Genomic DNA, 18464 nt, shown 5'->3' on the forward strand with positions numbered 1-18464 from the left:
TATCACGCTCCAGCGGTGCTGTCCTCCGACGGCGTGCGCGGGTAGAGCGCCCGCACCACGAGCCAGGTGACGGCGATCATCGGCGCGAAGAGCGGTAGCCCCATGATGAGCTTCAGCGTGCCGAGGGCCGTGACGTCACCGGCGAAGTAGAGCGGCAGCTGCACGCCGAGGCGTGCGAAGAACAGAGCCGCCCAGGCGATGCCGAGCCAGAAGAACGCCCGGCGCTTTCGACGATCGCCCCGCCACGCCGTACCCTCCCCCATGAGGAACCCGACGGCGAGACCGATCAGCGACCAGCCGATCAGCGCAGAGACGAGCAGGATGGAGCCGTACACCGAGTTGGTGATGAACCCGGGGACGAAGTTGTCCTCCCCGCGTCCCGTCCACAGCGCAAGGCCCGCAGCAGCACCCGCGGCGACGAGTCCGCCGATCGCGGCCGAAGGCGGCGACTTCTGCAGCAGCCTCACGACGGTGAACAGTGCGGCGATGCCGACCGATACGCCGAGCGCCAGGATCAGCGGTTCCGGCTTGACGGTGAAGAGAACGACGAATGCGAGGCTGGGCAGCACGGATTCGAGAATGCCCCGCCAGCCGCCCATCGCCGACCAGACGACCTTGTGCGTGGACGAGCTGTCGGCGGGGTCGAGTCCTGCACGCCGTGCCGCGCCGCCGAGAGCAGCTCCGAAGGCCTCCGAGACGCTCGGCTCCCGCTCGGCTCCCGGCTCGGGTGTGCTCACGCGGAACCTGGCGTCGCCGGCATCTTCAGCGGAATGAGGTCGCGCGGAGGCATCGGCGAGCCGCCGCGCACGACGACGATCGAGCGGAACAGATCCTCGACCTTCTCGGCGGCTTCGGGATCGGATGCCGCAGCTCCGCCGATGACGCCCCGGAGGAACCATCGCGGACCGTCGATGCCGATGAACCGGGCGAGCCGGAGTCCGGATCCCTCGCTCGCCGGCGCGGGGACCTCGGCGAGAAGCTCCTTGCCGAGCGGACCGTCGCGCTCCTCAACTCGGCCGCCCTGCGTGCGGACCTGGTCACGCAGCTGCACGCGGGTCTCATCCCAGAGGCCGCCCGAGCGCGGTGCGGCGAAAGGCTGCACCTGGAGCGACGAGTCGGCGTAGTCGAGTCCGACCGCCACGATGCGCTTGGTCTGCTCCTCGACCTCGAGGCGCAGGTTCAGTCCCTCCCGCGGGAGGATCTTGATGCCGCCGAGATCGATGTACGGGCGGACCGGGTTGGCCTCCGAGTCATCGAACGGCCCGTCGGTGGCCCGGTTGACCGGTGCCGACTTCTGAGTGTGGGGGGTGTTGTCAGTCATTGCCCTGCCCTGCTGGGGTGTGGTTGTGTCCTGCCTGGTAACCGGTGGATCCGAAGCCGCCATGGCCGCGAACGCTGTCCGGAAGCTCGTCGACCGGGAGGAACACGGCGCGCGCCACCGGCATCACGATCAGCTGTGCGATTCGGTCGCCGACCGCCACATCGTACGCGCTTCGGATGTCGGTGTTGATCAGGCTCACTTTGATCTCGCCGCGGTAGCCCGCATCGACGGTGCCCGGCGAGTTCACGATGGAGATCCCGTGCTTCGCGGCGAGTCCGCTGCGCGGGACCACGAATGCCGCGTATCCCTCGGGCAGCGCGATTCGCAGCCCGGTCGGGACCAGCGCCCGCTCGCCCGGGGCGAGGTGGACGGCCTCGGCCGCCACCAGGTCAGCGCCGGCGTCACCGGGGTGCGCGTATCCGGGCATCACGACTTCGCCCCCCAGGACAGGGGCGATAATGGGGAGATCAACGGAATCGGTCACCCCATGAGGCTAATGCAGAACCCCCGCACAGACGCACGTCCGGAATACCGGGAGCGGCTGGCACCGAGCCTGCGTCTGCTCGCCACCGTCGCCCTCGCCGGCCCCATGGTCTCGCTGATCTTCGTGCCGGTCGGATCCACGTTCGCACTGGTGATCGGCTGCGTCGTCTCCGCCATCCTCGTCGTGGCCTTCATCGCGATGACACCCGTCATCCGCGTGGAGGGGACCACACTCCGCGCCGGCCGTGCGCACATCGACTCACGGCACCTGGGCGAACCGGTCGCCCTGACGGGCGAAGAGGCACGGCACGCGCGCGGACCAGGGCTTCCGGCGAACGGCTGGCATCTCATCCGCGGAGGGATCGACGGCATCGTGGTGGTCCCGAACACCGACCCGGATGACCCGGTCGCCGCCTGGACGATCTCGACACGGACACCGGATCGCCTGGCCGCCGCCATCCGCGCTGCCCGCGCCTGACGGCCGAGCCCGGCGTCCCGCCCTTCGGCAGGCTCCGGCACTCCGCCGAGGGGGAACGACAAACGCGCCCCCGACCTTGCGGTCAGAGGCGCGTGATATCGCGGAGCAGCGCTCAGGCAGCGCACTCCTTGCAGATCGGTCCAGAAGCGTCCTCGTGGTCCAGCTGCGAGCGGTGCTTCACCAGGAAACAGCTCATGCAGGTGAACTCGTCCTGCTGCGCTGGCAGCACGACGACGTCGAGGTCGAGGTCGGAAAGGTCGGCGCCGGGAAGGTCGAAGCTCGACGGGTTGTCGGCGTCTTCGTCGCCGGTGGAGCCGGAGAGCTTGTCCGGCACACGCTCCTTGAGGGCTTCGATCGACTCGGAGTCGTCTTCACTCTTGCGCGGAGCGTCGTAATCGGTGGCCATGCTGTAGATCTCCACTTTCATGGTGCGAGTGGGTGGTGTGCCGCAGGGATCGGCGGCCATAGTTTGCACGACCCAGGAGCAATAAGCAAATGCCGTGGCGTGCGACAGACCAAACTCACGGCACGCCCAGGGTATTCCCGGCTCAAGGGGGTGACGCGTGACACCATGAATCCACACCCATCAGAGGGGCATTCGCATGGAAAACGTCACCATCGTCGGCACCGAAGCAGGAGTCCTCGTGCTCGCGACCGAGTCGGGCGAGCGCTTCGCGCTCTCCATCGACGACGTTCTGCACCGGGAGATCCGTCGTGCCACCCGGCAGACCGAACCCGCAGCTCAGCGCCTCGCGGCCAGCCCCCGCGACATCCAGGCGCAGATCCGCGCCGGTCTCACCGCCGCAGAGGTCTCCGAGCTCCTCGGTATCAGCCTCGAGGACGTCGCACGCTTCGAGAGCCCGGTACTCGCAGAGCGCGAGCACATCATCGACCAGGCCCTCGCAGTGCCGGTGCTCATCGGCAGCGAGGTCGAACCGGACGCGCAGCCGACCTTCGGCGTCGCCATCCGCGCGAAGCTGGCCGAAGTCTCCGCCACCTCGGAGCGCTGGGCCAGCTGGAAGGACGAATCCGGCTGGATCGTGAAGCTGGAGTTCTCCGCGAGTGACGTCGAGCATGATGCTCGCTGGAGCTTCGACCCGCGCCGCAGCGCGCTGGCGCCGCTCAACGCCGACGCCACGCAGCTCTCACGCCAGGGGTCGCTCCCAGAGGGCCTGATCCCCCGCCTGCGTGCGGTGGAGGCCGATCGCCCCGCGTCGCCCTACAAGGACGACAGCCGCTTCGATTCCGGTGCCTTCGGACCCCGGCTGCTCCCTGCACCGACCGCTGACATCGAAGCCGACGACGTCGCACCGCCGCAGCGTTCGAATGCCGCAGCCCAGGCGGCCGCCATCAACCGCGCACCTGAGACGCAGACGACCAACCCGGAGACGGCCGACCTGCTCGAGGCGCTGCGCCGCCGGCGCGGTCAGCGCGAGACCGCTCCCCTGGTCGATGCCGATGACGGCGAGCACGACGCACCGGAGCGCGGCTCCAGTCCGATCGCGCTGTTCGACGCGTTCGAACAGGACCCAGAAACGCGCGACCAGGGCCCCGACACCACTCCGGCGGCCGAGCCGCCCGCCGACAATGCCAGCCGCCGACGACGACGCAACGCGATGCCCTCCTGGGATGAGATCGTGTTCGGAGCGCGCACCGACGAGTGAGCGCCGACGAACGCAACTCCGTGCTCGTCACCGCGCGAGGGCTCCCAAGCGGATCAGCGGCACGCTCTGCTCCTCCGGAGTGAGTGCCCCGTGCTGACCGATCATTGCACGGCCGCGCTGATCGGCGGCCGTGCCGTCGTACACCGCCCACGCGGCACGCGCCACCACCAGCATGTCGCCGATGCGCGCGGTCGCGGCGTCCGTCACCACCGGCCCGAACAGGCCCGCCGCGATCGCCTCTGCGCCTGACAGCACGTCCGCCATGCCCTCCAGGTCGCCGCGCCAACGAGCGAGGATGCCTGCCGCGTCGGCATCCGGCTCGAGGTAGACGTGCAGCATCCGAGGCTCCCCGCCGATATGACGCACGCCGTCGAGGCGACCTCCGGTCTCGTCCAGCACCACCTGACGGTGCGCGGGGACATCGACCATGCCGTGGTCCGAGGTGACGAGCACCCCGACGCCGGACGGCACCCGTGTCGACAACGCGGAGTCGATGTCCTCGATTGCGGACACCCACTCGCCGGAAGCGACGCCGTGCTTGTGGCCGGCCTTGTCGACCTCCGGGAGGTAGCAGTAGACGAGCGACCCCGGATGCCGTTCGGCGAGATCGTAGGCTGTGGCGACGCGGTCGGCAGGCGTGGCGGCGGCGACGAACTGCGCCCCGCGCAGCGTCGCCCGGGTGAACCCGCTGTTCGCGTAGGCGGCGACGCCGACCGCGAAGCTCTCGCGGCCCGCGATCAGCGCCTGCTCGAAGATGGTCGGGGCGGCCTGCCAGATCTCGGGGTCGATGCCCTCGGACTCCCACCCGGTCAGCTGGTTCACCAGCACATCGCGCGCGGGGTCGAGCACGCGGTACCCGACGAGGCCGTGCTGCCCCGGCCACACGCCGGTGAGGATGCTGGTCAGAGCCGCTGCCGTCGTCGTCGGGAATACCGAGCGCGCGACATCCTTCTTCGCCATGCTTGCGGTGAGGGTGCGGGCGTGCCCCGCATGAGCGCGCAGGTTGATCGTGCCCAGACCGTCGACGAGCACGAGCACGACGGAGGTCGTGCTCGGCAGTGTGAGGGACTCGCCGCGGAGCGAGGCGAACAGGTCATCCGCCACCCCGACGACGCTCCGGGCTGACGACGGGCCGGGCGGTAGCATGAGGGACATCCGAGCCAGTCTGACACAGGCCATCCGCACGCCCTCAGGAAGTACATGCCGAAGACCCCGCCGCCCGAGCCCGTAGAAGAACGCATCCAGGACATCGAACTGTCCAGCGAGATGCAGGGCTCGTTCCTCGAGTACGCGTATTCGGTCATCTACTCGCGTGCGCTCCCTGACGCGCGCGACGGGCTCAAGCCGGTGCAGCGCCGCATCCTGTATCAGATGGCCGAGATGGGCCTGCGTCCCGATCGCGGACACGTGAAGAGCGCCCGCGTCGTCGGCGAGGTGATGGGAAAGCTGCACCCGCACGGCGACACCGCGATCTACGACGCGCTGGTACGCCTCTCGCAGGACTTCGCGCTGCGCGTTCCGCTGATCGACGGACATGGCAACTTCGGCTCCCTCGACGACGGCCCGGCGGCCGCGCGCTACACCGAGGTGCGTCTCGCTCCCGCCGCGCTCGCGCTGACCGAGAACCTCGACGAGGACGTCGTGGACTTCGTCCCGAACTACGACGGCCAGTTCCAGCAGCCGGCGGTACTGCCGGCCGCATTCCCGAACCTTCTGGTGAACGGTGCCAGCGGCATCGCCGTCGGCATGGCGACGAACATGGCCCCGCACAATCTCATAGAGGTCGTCGCGGCCGCGACGCACCTGCTCGAGAACCCGGATGCCACCACCGAAGAACTCATGGAGTTCGTCCCCGGCCCGGACTTCCCCTCGGGCGCCGTGGTCATGGGACTGGACGGCGTCAAAGACGCATATACGACCGGGCGCGGCGCCTTCAAGGTGCGCGGCAAGGTCTCGGTCGAGCCTCTCGGGCCTCGCCGCACCGGCATCATCGTCTCCGAGCTCCCGTACATGGTCGGGCCCGAGCGGCTGATCGAGAAGATCCGCGATGCCGTGCAGGCGAAGAAGCTGCAAGGCATCAGCGACGTCACCGACCTCACCGATCGCAATCACGGCCTGCGCGTCGCGATCGGGATCAAGACCGGTTTCGATCCGAACGCGGTGCTGGAGCAGCTGTACCGGCTGACTCCGCTGGAGGATTCCTTCAGCATCAACAACGTCGCCCTCGTCGACGGGCAGCCCCGCACCCTCGGCCTCAAGGAGATGCTGCGCGTCTACGTCGCGCACCGCCTCGAGGTCATCACGCGCCGCAGCCGCTACCGTCTGGCACGCCGTGAGGAGCGACTGCACCTGGTCGAGGGACTGCTCATCGCGATCCTCGACATCGACGAGGTCATCCAGGTCATCCGCTCCTCCGACGACTCGGAGCAGGCGCGCATGCGCCTGCGCGAGGTGTTCGACCTCAGCGAGCTTCAGGCCGAGTACATCCTCGAACTGCGCCTGCGACGGCTGACGAGGTTCTCCCGCATCGAGCTGGAGGCCGAGCGCGACGCGCTCAAGGCCGAGATCGCGACCCTTCAGGAGCTGCTCGCCAGCCCGGTGCTGCTGCGGGCCGTCGTCGCGAAGGAACTGGATGCCGCGGCCGACGCCTACGGGACGCCGCGGCGCACGCTGCTGATGAACGCGGCTCCTCCGAAGCCGCGCGCGACCAAGGGCGCCGTCGACCTGCAGATCGCCGACGCACCGACCGTGCTCGTGCTCTCGACGACGGGCCGAGCCGTGCGCGTGGACCTCGCCGAAGGGCAGGAACTGACTGTTCCGGCCCGGCGCAGCAAGCACGATGCGATCCTGACGACCATCGAGGCGACGGTGCGCGCCGAGATCGGAGCTCTCACCAGCACCGGTCGCATCGTGCGCTTCTCCCCCGTCGACCTGCCGTCGGTTCCGGCGAGCTCGGTGCAGCTCGCCGCGGGCACACCGCTGCGCGACTACCTCGGCATCACGAATCGCGCGGAGCGCATCCTCGCCTTCGTCCGTTTCGACAGCGACGTCCCGATCGCACTGGGCACCGCGCAGGGCACGGTGAAGCGCATCGTCCCGACGACCCTCCCGGTCCGCCCCGACCTCGAGGTCATCGGCATGAAGCCGGGCGACGCGGTCGTCGGCGCGGCCGAAGCGCCCGACGACTCCGAACTCGTCTTCGTGACGACCGATGCCCAGCTGCTGCGTTTCTCGGCCTCGGCCGTGCGTCCGCAGGGTGCGGCGGCGGGCGGTATGGCGGGGATCAAGCTCGGCGCCGGAGCATCCGTGCTGTTCTTCAGCGCCGTGCCGGCCGACACCGACGCCGTCGTCGCCACCGTCTCCGGTGCCGAGAGCATCCTCCCCGGCACTGATGCGGGACGTGCGAAGGTCACGCCCTTCACCGAGTACCCCGCCAAGGGACGGGCGACCGGCGGAGTGCGTGCGCACTCCTTCCTGAAGGGCGAGGATCGCCTGAGCGTCGCGTGGGTCGGTCCCGCTCCGGCGCAGGCCGTCGACCCGACCGGAGCCGTGCGCAAGCTGCCGGAGTCCGGTGCACGTCGCGATGCGTCGGGCCAGCCGGTCGATGCGGTCATCGGCTCCATCGGCCGCACCCTGATCTGATGACCGGCTCCGTCACGCTCGTCTCGGGTCTTCCCGGCGTCGGGAAGACGACCGTGGCACGAACGCTGGCTTCGACGTTCCAGCGTGGTGTCCACCTCGACACGGATGACATCGGGGAGAGCTTCATCGTCTCGGGGCTCGTTCTGCCCGGTGATGATCCGGGCGATGAGTCCGAGCGGCAGCTCGCGTTGCGGCGTCACAACATCATGGCCCTCGCCCGGAACTTCGCCGCGGCGGATTTCGACGTCGTCATCTCCGACGTCGTGCTCTGGCCCGGCCTTCTGGACGCGTATCTCGCGGACCTGGCAACCGAGCTGCGTTTCTTCCTGCTGACTGCCTCACCGGAGGTGATCTCCGCCCGAGATGCAGGTCGACACAAGCACGTCGCGGACCTCTGGTCGCATCTGCGCGCCGATCAGGACGCGTGGGACTCTCCCGGCCTGCGCCTCGATACCAGCGACTGGTCGCTCGATGAGACGGTGACGGCCATCCGGCAGGGGTGGTCGGATGCTCTGCATCCGGCCGCTCGAAGGCCCGCTTAGACAGCATCCGGCGCGGCGGAATCCTCGCCGAGATGCGCCAGACCCTGCGCGACGATCCCGGCGACCGTACGGGCGTGAGTGCCGTCCGGGTCGAGGTCGGGATCGAAGACGGTGATGGAGGCGCCCCAGGCGCGCGGAGCGACGAGCTCGAGGAACGCGGTGAGTTCCTCCGGAGACACGCCGCCGGAATGCGGGCTGTCGACGGCCGGCATGTGGATCGGATCCAACACATCGACATCCACCTGCAGCCAGAAGCCGCGATCGAGCCCGTCTGTCGCCAGGATCCGTGCAGCTGCCCGCGACGACCCGTGCAGGATGATCTGATCGGCGGGGATGGTGAGTCCGATGCTCTCGCTGACCTCGGCCAGGTGCGGGTCGTCGTAGCGGCATCCGACGTGCGCCGTCGCCGCAGCGGAAAAGTACGGCCCCAGGCCGTCGATATCGGCGACCTCGGGGATGTGCCGACCGATGGCTGCCGCGAGGTCCTCGCCGGCCAGCGCACCGATGGCCGCGCTGTTGCCGGGGTGCCGGAAGTCGGTGTGGCCGTCGACGTGCACGAGGCCACCACCGCCGGTGACCCGGGAGGCGAGTCCGGCCGCGAGCACGATGCTGCAATCGCCGCCGAGCACGAGGGGAGAATCTCCGGCGTTGCGCAGCCTGACCAGTCGGTGCGCGAGGCGCCGGGCGTGATCGACGAACGCATCCTGGTTGCGCACCGTCCCCTCGCGTCGGCGGGCATCGTCGACATATCGTCCGGGGAGGATGACGCCGCCGTCGACGGCGCCCCGAGCGTGGAAGACCTCGTGCAGACCGGCTTCGCGGAGGGCCTCCGGCGCCTTCGCCGCGCCGGGGACCGCTCCCACGACCGGCGGTTGCAACCCGAGGTTCGACGGTGCGGAGACGAGCGCGATCATCGCACCATCATCGCAGCCTGGGCGCTCAGAGACGCAGCGCGAGCACGTTGGCGGTGAGCCCGGCGGCCGTGCCGCACAGCACGACGGTGTCGCCCCGGCTCACCCTGCCGGCATCCAGCGCCCTCGCGAGCATGAACGGCACCGACGCCGACACCATGTTCCCGTAAGTCATCACCTCGTCGACGCGGCGGTCTGCGGGGATCCCGAGACGATCGAGCATGGGACCGAGAGCGGCGGACGCCTGGTGCGGGATCCACAGCGCTACGTCGTCGTGGGACAGGCCGATCCGCTGATGGAAGCGCTCGAAGAACGCGGGAAGCACCCGCATCATGCCCAGGAGGGCGCGCCGGCCGTTCATGTCGAAGAGATAGTCGGCCGGATCGGCGACTGCGAACGCCTGTGCCGGGGAACGCGACAGCCCGCCGCGGATCTCGGTGTCGTGCGCATACGCAGGCCAGGTCTGCTGCAGGCTGCCGATGACGCCCCGGCCGGGGTCGTCGGAGCGACGGAGCACCACGGCCGCCGCGGCGTCGCTGAACAGTTCGAAGCTCTCGGGTTGCTCCGGGTTCAGGAACCGGGTTCCGACGTCGCCGGAGACCACGAGGATCGTCTCGTAGTCGCCGGCGTCGAGATAGCGGGAGGCGACATCGAGCGCGGTGATGAAACTCGTGCAGGTGGAGTTCACGTCGAAGGCCGCCGCGTATCCGGTCAGGGTCAGCCGCTCGAGCACGAGCGCCGCCGTGCAGGGAATCGGCTGGATGCCGGCAGCCGAGGCGCCGAGGACCAGATCGACGTCGTCCGCACTGATGCCGGCGCTCTCCAGCGCCCGTTCGCACGCCCTGGCGAGCATGTCCAGATGTGAGACGCCGTCCTCGATCCGGTAGCGCACCTGATCTCCGAACCGCACGACTCGCTCCGGGAGCACCGTGCCCCAGCCCGCGATCTCACAGCTTCTCGTCATCGGTTCTCCTCCAGGTCCGCGTCACTCGGCGCAGCTTCACCGATGGGTCGTGCCGGTACGCCGTGAAGACGACCTCCGGTCGAACGCATCCCAGTCGGTCGGCCAGCGCATGCAGTTCGTCGGTCACGCTCTGCCGCGCATGGTCGTCGAGGACATCGAGCGACACTTCGAGGCGCATGTCGCCCGTCTGCGCGACGCGGTACTCGTCGAAACCTTCCGCGTACAGCAGCGCACGGGTGACGACGTCCGCGAAGACCGGCACCGTCAGACCTGCTGCGGTGCGGAACGCGAGCGTGTCGTCCTGGCGGCCCTCGATCCGTTCGATCGGAGTCAGCGCGCTCCCGCACGCGCACGCCTCGGCGCGTTCCTTGAGGACGTCGCCGAGCCGGTATCGCACGATCGGCTGCGCACGGCGCCGGAGGTCGGTGACGATCGGCGTGAAACGCCCTTCGCCGAGCGACTCGCGCTCCACGATGATGTTGTCCTCGTTCAGGTGCAGGACGCCTTCTTCGCACGTGTGCGCGAGGAACCCTTCCGTGCACTGATACAGCTGATGCAGCATCGGCTGTCCCAGCGACGACTGGATGCGATGGGAGTCCGCGATCTCGAGCACCTCGGCGACCCCGTAGACCTTCTCCGGCCGCGCGTCGAGGCGTCCTACGTCGGCGGCGCGGGCGATGAGGCGCAGCACGGAGGGCGGGGCGACCAGGATGGTCGGGCGGTACTCCTGCAGACGCGCGATGTTCGCCGTCATGTCGGCATGCACGTCGAAGTAGGAGAACGACACCGCCCTCGAACCGACCGATTCGTACAGCGTGTTGTCCGCGCGCAGGAACAGCGCGATGCGGTGGCCGAGAAGTCGCCCGCGCGGCAGCGTGCGCGCGAGGACCGTGCCGACCCAGGCGTCCCGCTCGGCGCTGCTCACGACGAACAGTCCACGGTGACCACTGGTGCCGCTGGAGAGTCCGACCGAGTTCGTTCCGAGGTCCGCGTCGAAATCCCGGGAGCGCTCGTTGGCGATCGCGAGTTCCAGAGCCTCATCGCGGTGCGCCCCCACGGTGTTGATCGCGTCGAAGCGCCCCATCATCACGCTCTTGTCCATGTACGGCAGGTCGGCGAGGACGCCTCCACGCACGGGGATGAGATCACGGAAATAGGCGGAGTGCCGCCGGAGGAAGCGCAGGTGCCGCCGGAGCAGCCGGCGTTGTCGTCGCTCGACGGCGCCGCGGGTGCGCAACGGCCGGAACCACCGCACGGCGGCGAACTCGGCGACGATCCGGAGGTTCGACATCAGCTCAGCAGCTCACGGTCATCCACTGCATCGTGGCTGCAGACGACACGGATCCCCGCGGCGGCAAGCCGTGTGAGGACCTCTCCCGTTCGCCGATAGGTCTCGTAATCGTGCTGCACCGCGCGGGGCAGAGCCTTCATCCGCGGTGCCGCATCGAGGAGGTCTCTCCCCCACGCCCCGTCGCCCGCGAGCAGCACCTTCCCCTCGACGAGGGCGCCGACATGACCGTCGGCATGACCTGGCAGGTCGACCACCAGGTACGACCCGTCGCCGAACAGGTCGACTGCGCGCAGATCGACACCTGCCGTGGTGCGAGGAACGAACTCGTCGTCGCCGAGGATGCGCGCGTCCCCGGGGAACCCCTCGGGCAGCAGCCCGGGCAGGACGCCGGCACGAAGGCGCGGCGAGGCGAGGGTGCGCAGGTGCCCCGCCGTGAGGACGAGGTTCGCCTGCGGGAACCGATGGACACCGCCGACGTGATCGGGGTGCAGGTGCGAGAGCACGACATGGGTGACGGATGCCGGATCCACGTCGTCCGCACGGAGGCGCTCCGCGATGTCGTCGTCGTCGGTCACCCGCGGCGGGAGCAGCCGTCGGTAAGCGACACCACGCCAGCCGGTGTCCCAGCGACCGGTCGCGTAACCGGTGTCGAAGAGCACACGACGGCCATCGTCGCCGTCGTAGAGGAACGCTCCGGAGGGGAAGGTGCGGATGCCGGGCGGAGCGCCGCGGAACATCCGAGCGGCATCGTGCGTGGTGCTGCCGCACGCGTAGTGACGAAGCCGGCCGCTCACGCCGCCACCCGCAGATGTGCGGCGACGCGACGGAGCGCATCGTCCAGCGCGACCTCCGGCCGGTAGCCGAGCTCCGTCTTCGCGCGCGTCAGGTCGAGCGTCTGCGAAAAGGCGATGGTGCTCAGGGTGTACCGGGTGAGAGGCGGCTCCGGCTGACCGGGGATCGCCCTGCACACGCCCTCGAGCGTCGTCGCCAGAAGCCACGCCGCACGGCGGTTCATCGGCCGCATCCTCGGGGTCTCCCCGAGCAGGTGCAGCAGCGCCCCGAGCAGGTCGCGGAACGGGCGGGGCTCGTCGTTGCTGATGTTGTACACGCCGCCGGCGGCATCCCCCGCCGTCAGGGCGAGCCGCAGCGCCATCGCGACGTTCTCGACGGCGGTGACGTCGATGAGATTGTCGCCGCCGTCGAACAGCGGCACGCCGACGCGGCGGTGCACATCCAGCAGCCGTGGCAGAAGACTCGGGTCGCCGACGCCGATCAGACCGCGGGGTCGGATGATGATCAGCTCCGCGACATCGCCGTCATGGAGCGCACGTTGCAGCAGTGCTTCGGCGGCTATCTTGGAGCGGATGTAGCCGTTGAGGCGGTTTCCGGTGTCGACATCGTCTTCGCGGATGTTCAGCCGGTCCCTGGCCGCGGAGTACACGCTCGGTGACGACACGTGCACGATCCGGCGAACGCCGTTGCGTCGCGCGAACTCCACGACGTGCGCGGTGCCGTCGACGTTCGCCTCCTGGAAGGCCCGCCACCGTCCCCACGGCGCGGAGAGAGCCGCGCAGTGGATGACCGCGTCCACCTCTCGTCGTACTCGCGTGAGCGATGCGAGGTCTCCGACGATCCGATGCTCTGGTGCGGCGACGGCGGCAAGGGCGTCCGCATTGCGCCCGGCGGCGAGGACTTCGTGCCCATGGGCGCGCAGATCGCGCACGACGTACCCGCCGAGGAAACCGCTGGCCCCCGTCACGAGCACACGGGATGCGGGCGCCGACATGCTCCGATGCTAGGGCACGGTTCACACGCGGCCGCGCATGCCTGCGCGCGCCCCGCCCCCGGCGTGGGGTGCAGACGACGTGGTGACCCGTAGGGTGATCTGGTGCGCATCGCCATGATCACCGACTACTACCTTCCGACTCTGGGTGGTGTGCAGACGGTGATCAAGGCGCACAAGGAGGCGCTGGAGCAGGACGGCCACGAGGTGACCGTGTTCTCGCCGCTCACATCGCCGAGTTCCGACCCTTCCGTTGTGGGCCTGCCGACGGCCCGCGGGTTCGCGCCTGACGGATATCCGTTCACATGGACCCCATCTGCGGCCTCACATCTCATTCGTCAAGAGCTGCGGACGCGCCGCATCGAGGTGGTGCACGTGCACTCCGAGATGTTCGCGGCGCTCGCCGGGTTCCGCGCCGCGAAAGATCTCGGCATCCCGATCGTGCAGACCATGCACGGCCGCATCGACGTGTACACCCGTTCCGTGCTCCCCGCTCCGGCGATCACGACGGTGCTGTTGGCCGGCATGCACCGACGGCTGCTCAGCCACCGCAACGTGCAGATCAAGCCGGACGCCCCGTACGCGCGCACCAGGACGGCCCGGCGGATGTGGCGACTGATGGTGAGCCAGGCCAACCATGCGCACCAGGTGATCGTGCCGTCGGGGCACTTCGCCCAGAAGCTGCTCGAGCAGGGCGTGTCGACTCCGGTGACCGTGATCTCCAACGGGCTGGAGGACTCCGTGCTGGCGGCGGTCGGCGATCCGGTGCCCCGCTCCGTCGAGCCCGGCGAGGCGCTGCGGGTGATGTGGTGCGGGCGGGTGTCACCGGAGAAGCGACCGGAGGTGTTCGTCGACGCGGTCGCGCAGGTGCGCGGCATCACCGCGAGCATCTTCGGCGACGGGATCGCACGTGCTGCGGTTACGGAGCGGGTGGAAGCCTTGCCCTCCGGCCGTCTCACCGTGCATGGCGCTGTCCCGCAGGCCCAGGTGATCCAGGCGATGCGCGACGCCCACGTGCTGGTGTCGAGCTCACTCGATTTCGACAATCAGCCGATGGTTCTGCTCGAGGCGATCGCCTCCGGGCTTCCGGTGGTCGTGGCCGATCCCGACCTGGCCGAGATGCTCCCGGAGCGCGGACACCTCGTCTGCGACACCCCGGATGCCGCGGGTCTCGTCTCCGCGCTGTCGCGGCTGCGCGAGTCCCCCGGGCTCATCCGCGAGATGAGCGGCGCCGCGATCGCACATCGGCCGGCGGTCGCCCAGAACGCACATCTCGGCGCGCTGCTCGCGGTCTACGAAGCAGCCGTCGGTCGCTGACTGGGAGAATGGTTGGACGAGTCGACGGTGAAGAGTACGGAGAGGAATGTGGATTCCCGATCGAATGTGAACGCACCCGAGTCGATGACCCCATGGCTTCGATCCTCCGCGACGGCTGAGCCTCCGGCGCCCTCGGAGCAGTTCGGCGTCGGCGAGGTCGCCGCGCTCGTCGGGGTGAGCGTCCGGACGCTGCACCATTGGGACTCGATCGGGCTCGTCAGCCCCCACGATCGGACCATCGCCGGCTACCGCACCTACTCCGAGGCCGACGTCGCGCGCATCCACCGGGTGCTCATCTACCGTGAGCTCGGCTTCAGCCTGACCCGGATCGCCGCGCTTCTCGATGACCCCACCGTCGACGAGACCGCACAGCTCGCCCGGCAGAGAGAACTCCTCGAGGAACGCATCGCCGGCCTGCGACGAATGGCGGACAGTGTGAGCCGGATTCTGGCCTCTCGTGAGTCGGGGTCCGGACTCTCGGCCCGTCAGCAGGCGGAGATCTTCGGCCGCGGATGGCGTGCGGACTGGGCCGATGAAGCGCACGAACGCTGGGGCGACTCCGAGCAGTGGAGCGAGTTCGCAGAGAACGCCGCGATGCTCTCCGACATCGAGCGCGGGCGCATCCATGACGAGGGCCTGGCGCTTTACGCGGCGCTCGCTGAGGCGAAGGACTCGGGGCTGGCACCTGGCAGCGACACCGCGAACGCCCTCGCCGAACAGCACCGCGCGATGATCGGTCGGCTGTTCTCCTGCAGTCATTCCATGCATGTGTGCATCGCTCAGCACTACGTGCAGGATCCCCGGTTCCTGACCCGCTTCGACGCCGTCAGTCCCGGATTCGCCGCCTGGCTCAAGGCCGTGATCGACGCCAACGCCAGCCGTCATGGCGTCGACCCGGAGAACGCCGTCTGGGAATGATCTGCTGCGCGCTCCTCGACGCGCGGGCTTGACCCTCACGTCGCGTCAGGGCGCAGGCTGACGGTCATGGCAGAGACGACGATCACGAGAGACCGACGCGGATCGGCAGAAGTGGAGACCCTGGACAGGGCCGGTCATCCGCGCCTCAGACGGATCGCGGACGTGTTGCGCAGCCGGTCTCGACGGCCGACGATGTTCGTCATCGATGACGAGGAGAACATCGCGCAGGCGATCAGATGCGGGATCGAGCTGGAGAGCCTGTACGTCACGGAGTCGACGATCGGCGAGGGTTTCCCTTCGCTCGCGCACCTCGGTGACGTGCCCGTGTACATCGTCACCGACGCCGCTGCCCGCGCGCTGTTCGGAAAGGAGAGGCGCACGAGGTTCTTCGCCCTCGCGCATGCACCGAAGCCACCAGTTCTCCGCGACCTGAGCGGCGCCGAGGGCGATGTCATCGTGCTCGACGGCGTACAGCTCGTCGGGAACATCGGCGCCATCACGCGCACGGCCTGTGCACTCGGCGCGGCCGGAGTCGTACTGATCGGCAGCGGCCTGCTCTCGACGCTGGATCGCCGCCTCGTTCGGGCCAGCCGGGGTCTGGTGTTCGCCACTCCGGTCGTCATCGCGAGCCACGCGCAATGCGAGGCCTTCCTCAAGCAGGAGGGCATCGCCGTGGTGACGCTCTCGGCAGACGCCACGGAACCGCTGAGCCGGGTCCGCACCCTCCCGGGCCGCGTCGCCATCGTCCTCGGGAGCGAACGTGCAGGCGTCTCTGCCGAGTTCGACACGGTCACAACGAAGCGATACGCCATCCCGATGACCGAGGACGCCGAGTCTCTGAATGTCTCGGTGGCAGCGGCAATCGCCCTGTACGAGCACCGGAGTCGCTGACTGCCGCCCAGATCAGGCGTCGATGGCCTCGCGGGAGAGTCGGTCGGACGAGTCGATGATGAATTCGCGCCGTGGGGCGACTTCGTTGCCCATGAGCAACTCGAACACGCGCCCTGCGGCCTCGGCATCCTCCATGCGCACCCGGCGCAGCAGACGGCCGCCGCGGTCCATCGTCGTGTTCGCCAACTGCTCCGCGTCCATTTCGCCGAGGCCCTTGTAGCGCTGGATCGGCTCATGCCAGCGCTTGCCCGACTTGCGCAGCTTCGCCAGCAGCGCGTGCATCTCCTGCTCGCTGTACGTGTAGATCGTCTCGTTCGGCTTGGATCCGGGATTTATCACGATCACGCGGTGCAGCGGCGGGACAGCCGCGTACACGCGCCCGTCCTCGATGAGCGGCCGCATGTAGCGGAAGAACAGCGTGAGCAGCAGCGTGCGGATGTGCGCGCCGTCGACGTCGGCGTCGCTCATCAGGATGACCTTGCCATAGCGCGCGGCGCTGATGTCGAAGCTGCGCCCCGAGCCCGCGCCGATCACCTGGATGATCGAGGCGCACTCGGTGTTGTTGAGCATGTCTCCGACCGAGGCCTTCTGCACGTTGAGGATCTTGCCTCGGATCGGCAGCAGCGCCTGGAACTCGCTGTTGCGGGCGTTCTTGGCCGTTCCCAGTGCCGAGTCGCCCTCGACGATGAAGAGCTCGCTGCGGTCGACCTCGTTCGTGCGGCAATCGACGAGCTTCGTGGGCAGTGTTGACGACTCGAGCGCGTTCTTGCGGCGCTGCGTCTCCTTGTGCGCGCGGGCCGAGACGCGGGCTTTCATCTCGGCGACGATCTTGTCGAGCAGCTGCGTCGCCTGGCTCTTGTCGTCGCGCTTCGTCGAGCTGAACCGCTCGCCCAGCTCCTTGCGGACGACCTGCGCGACGATCTGACGGACAGCCGGAGTACCGAGGATCTCCTTGGTCTGGCCCTCGAACTGAGGTTCGGGAACATTCACGGTGAGCACGGCGGTGAGGCCGGCGAGGATGTCATCCTTCTCGAGCTTGTCGTTGCCGACCTTGAGCCGGCGCGCGTTCTGCTCGACCTGCGTCCGCAGCACCTTCAGAAGCTCCTGCTCGAAGCCCTGCTGGTGCGTGCCGCCCTTGGGCGTGGCGATGATGTTGACGAAGGATCGGAACGTGGTGTCGTAGCCCGTCCCCCAGCGCAGGGCGATGTCGACCGCGCATACACGCTCGACCTCGGTGGCGATCATGTGCCCGTCGGCCTGCAGGACCGGAACGGTCTCCTTGAAGGAGCCTTCGCCCTGGATGCGCCAGGTGTCGGTGACCGGTGCGTCCGTGGCCAGGTACTCGACGAATTCCGCGATGCCGCCGTCGTAGCGGTACGACTTCTCGTTCGGCTCCTCACCGCGCTCATCCTTGATGACGATCTCGAGTCCTGGCACGAGGAACGCGGTCTGACGGGCGCGCGTCTCGAGATCGGTGAGCTGGAATGCCGCATCCTTCGTGAAGATCTGCCGGTCGGCCCAGTAGCGCACGCGCGTTCCGGTGACTCCCCTGGCCGCCTTGCCGGCGATCCGCAGTTCGCTCTTGTCCTCGAACGGCGAGAACGGTGCATCCGGGCGCTTCTCGCCCGAATCCTTGAAGTTGCCGGGCTCACCGCGGTGGAACGACATCGCGTAGGTCTTGCCGCCACGGTCGACCTCGACGTCGAGTCGCTCCGAGAGCGCGTTCACGACGGAGGCGCCGACACCGTGCAATCCACCGGATGCGGCATAGGAGCCGCCTCCGAACTTGCCGCCGGCATGCAGCTTGGTGAAGACCACCTCGACGCCGCTGAGACCGGTTCGGGGTTCGACGTCGACGGGGATGCCGCGGCCGCGGTCGTGCACCTCGACGCTGCCGTCGGCATGCAGGATGATCACAATGCGGTCGCCGTTGCCGTCGACGGCCTCGTCCACGGCGTTGTCGATGATCTCCCACAGGCAGTGCATGAGCCCGGGCGAGCCGTTCGAGCCGATATACATACCGGGACGCTTGCGGACCGCTTCGAGCCCTTCGAGCACCTGGAGATGATGGGCGGAATACTCGGCGGTCACAATCAACGATTCTATTCTCGACGCGCCCTCCAGCCCTGCAGACACTCCCCACCGTGATGCAGCCGTGCCGGATGCCGTACGCGCTGAGCGAAACACGCCGTGATCCGGGCATGTGTACAGCCGTGGCGTGGTTGTATTGAGCACATTCAAGCAATGAATACCCATACC

18 protein-coding genes are annotated in these 18464 nt (G+C 68.7%); 7 read left to right on the plus strand and 11 right to left on the minus strand.

What is annotated here, in order from left to right:
* Nucleotides 1-2: 2 nt before the first annotated feature.
* The 3 genes from CUR96_RS05285 to dut are packed head-to-tail and all read right to left on the minus strand — an operon-like array spanning nt 3 to nt 1805.
* Nucleotides 3-737, minus strand: coding sequence for a DUF3159 domain-containing protein (locus tag CUR96_RS05285; protein ID WP_102192211.1), 735 nt, complete (start codon nt 735-737; stop codon nt 3-5).
* Nucleotides 734-1321, minus strand: a complete 588-nt coding sequence (locus CUR96_RS05290) for a DUF3710 domain-containing protein (RefSeq protein ID WP_102192212.1) — start codon at nt 1319-1321, stop codon at nt 734-736. The genes CUR96_RS05285 and CUR96_RS05290 overlap by 4 nt, the downstream gene beginning before the upstream one ends.
* Entirely contained in the window at nt 1314-1805 is a 492-nt protein-coding gene (gene dut / locus CUR96_RS05295; protein WP_102192213.1) for a dUTP diphosphatase, read from the minus strand. The genes CUR96_RS05290 and dut overlap by 8 nt, the downstream gene beginning before the upstream one ends.
* Before the next feature lie 12 nt (nt 1806-1817).
* Here dut and CUR96_RS05300 point away from each other — a divergent pair, with 12 nt between their 5' ends.
* Complete coding sequence (locus tag CUR96_RS05300; RefSeq protein WP_102192214.1) at nt 1818-2282, plus strand: DUF3093 domain-containing protein; 465 nt, start codon at nt 1818-1820, stop codon at nt 2280-2282.
* 112 nt (nt 2283-2394) lie between these two features.
* Here the strand turns inward: CUR96_RS05300 and CUR96_RS05305 are convergent, their stop codons facing one another.
* Nucleotides 2395-2688 carry a DUF4193 domain-containing protein gene (locus tag CUR96_RS05305; protein WP_102192284.1) on the minus strand — a complete coding sequence of 98 codons (294 nt, stop codon included), beginning with the start codon at nt 2686-2688 and terminating at the stop codon, nt 2395-2397.
* Nucleotides 2689-2884: 196 nt separating this feature from the next.
* Here CUR96_RS05305 and sepH point away from each other — a divergent pair, with 196 nt between their 5' ends.
* Nucleotides 2885-3946, plus strand: a complete 1062-nt coding sequence (sepH, locus tag CUR96_RS05310) for a septation protein SepH (RefSeq protein ID WP_102192215.1) — start codon at nt 2885-2887, stop codon at nt 3944-3946.
* Nucleotides 3947-3973: 27 nt separating this feature from the next.
* Here the strand turns inward: sepH and CUR96_RS05315 are convergent, their stop codons facing one another.
* Nucleotides 3974-5101 carry an alkaline phosphatase family protein gene (locus CUR96_RS05315; protein ID WP_102192216.1) on the minus strand — a complete coding sequence of 376 codons (1128 nt, stop codon included), beginning with the start codon at nt 5099-5101 and terminating at the stop codon, nt 3974-3976.
* 45 nt (nt 5102-5146) lie between these two features.
* On the opposite strand from CUR96_RS05315, the gene CUR96_RS05320 reads away from it, so the two are divergent.
* Both CUR96_RS05320 and CUR96_RS05325 read left to right on the plus strand, forming a co-directional pair.
* Nucleotides 5147-7588 (plus strand): DNA gyrase/topoisomerase IV subunit A, encoded by a 2442-nt coding sequence (locus CUR96_RS05320; protein WP_102192217.1) that lies wholly within the window; start codon nt 5147-5149, stop codon nt 7586-7588.
* Nucleotides 7588-8130, plus strand: a complete 543-nt coding sequence (locus CUR96_RS05325) for an AAA family ATPase (protein WP_102192218.1) — start codon at nt 7588-7590, stop codon at nt 8128-8130. The genes CUR96_RS05320 and CUR96_RS05325 overlap by 1 nt, the downstream gene beginning before the upstream one ends.
* Here the strand turns inward: CUR96_RS05325 and CUR96_RS05330 are convergent.
* Genes CUR96_RS05330 through CUR96_RS05350 form a run of 5 tightly spaced genes read right to left on the minus strand, consistent with a single transcriptional unit; the run spans nt 8127 to nt 13082 of the window.
* Nucleotides 8127-9044 carry an arginase family protein gene (locus tag CUR96_RS05330; protein WP_102192219.1) on the minus strand — a complete coding sequence of 306 codons (918 nt, stop codon included), beginning with the start codon at nt 9042-9044 and terminating at the stop codon, nt 8127-8129. The two genes, CUR96_RS05325 and CUR96_RS05330, sit on opposite strands and share 4 nt — an antisense overlap.
* A gap of 25 nt (nt 9045-9069) precedes the next feature.
* Nucleotides 9070-10005, minus strand: coding sequence for a 3-oxoacyl-ACP synthase III family protein (locus tag CUR96_RS05335; protein ID WP_102192220.1), 936 nt, complete (start codon nt 10003-10005; stop codon nt 9070-9072).
* On the minus strand, nt 9989-11296 hold the full coding sequence (locus tag CUR96_RS05340) for a F390 synthetase-related protein (protein WP_102192221.1): 1308 nt from the start codon (nt 11294-11296) through the stop codon (nt 9989-9991). The genes CUR96_RS05335 and CUR96_RS05340 overlap by 17 nt, the downstream gene beginning before the upstream one ends.
* Nucleotides 11296-12090, minus strand: a complete 795-nt coding sequence (locus tag CUR96_RS05345) for an MBL fold metallo-hydrolase (protein WP_146008123.1) — start codon at nt 12088-12090, stop codon at nt 11296-11298. Before CUR96_RS05345 ends, CUR96_RS05340 begins: the two co-directional genes overlap by 1 nt.
* Nucleotides 12087-13082, minus strand: a complete 996-nt coding sequence (locus CUR96_RS05350; protein ID WP_102192223.1) for an NAD-dependent epimerase/dehydratase family protein — start codon at nt 13080-13082, stop codon at nt 12087-12089. The genes CUR96_RS05345 and CUR96_RS05350 overlap by 4 nt, the downstream gene beginning before the upstream one ends.
* A 102-nt stretch (nt 13083-13184) precedes the next feature.
* On the opposite strand from CUR96_RS05350, the gene CUR96_RS05355 reads away from it, so the two are divergent.
* The 3 genes from CUR96_RS05355 to CUR96_RS05365 all read left to right on the plus strand — a co-directional run bounded on the left by CUR96_RS05355 (nt 13185) and on the right by CUR96_RS05365 (nt 16205).
* On the plus strand, nt 13185-14396 hold the full coding sequence (locus CUR96_RS05355; protein ID WP_102192224.1) for a glycosyltransferase: 1212 nt from the start codon (nt 13185-13187) through the stop codon (nt 14394-14396).
* Between the two features lie 84 nt (nt 14397-14480).
* Nucleotides 14481-15314, plus strand: coding sequence for a MerR family transcriptional regulator (locus tag CUR96_RS05360; protein WP_102192285.1), 834 nt, complete (start codon nt 14481-14483; stop codon nt 15312-15314).
* 66 nt (nt 15315-15380) lie between these two features.
* Complete coding sequence (locus tag CUR96_RS05365; protein WP_102192225.1) at nt 15381-16205, plus strand: TrmH family RNA methyltransferase; 825 nt, start codon at nt 15381-15383, stop codon at nt 16203-16205.
* A gap of 12 nt (nt 16206-16217) precedes the next feature.
* Here CUR96_RS05365 and CUR96_RS05370 read toward each other — a convergent pair whose 3' ends face one another.
* A complete protein-coding gene (locus tag CUR96_RS05370) occupies nt 16218-18296 on the minus strand; it encodes a DNA topoisomerase IV subunit B (RefSeq protein WP_102192226.1) in 2079 nt (692 codons plus the stop codon).
* Between the last annotated feature and the right edge of the window lie 168 nt (nt 18297-18464).

The sequence above is a fragment of the Microbacterium aurantiacum genome, from assembly GCF_002872075.1.
In the GTDB taxonomy this organism is placed as follows: domain Bacteria; phylum Actinomycetota; class Actinomycetes; order Actinomycetales; family Microbacteriaceae; genus Microbacterium; species Microbacterium aurantiacum_A.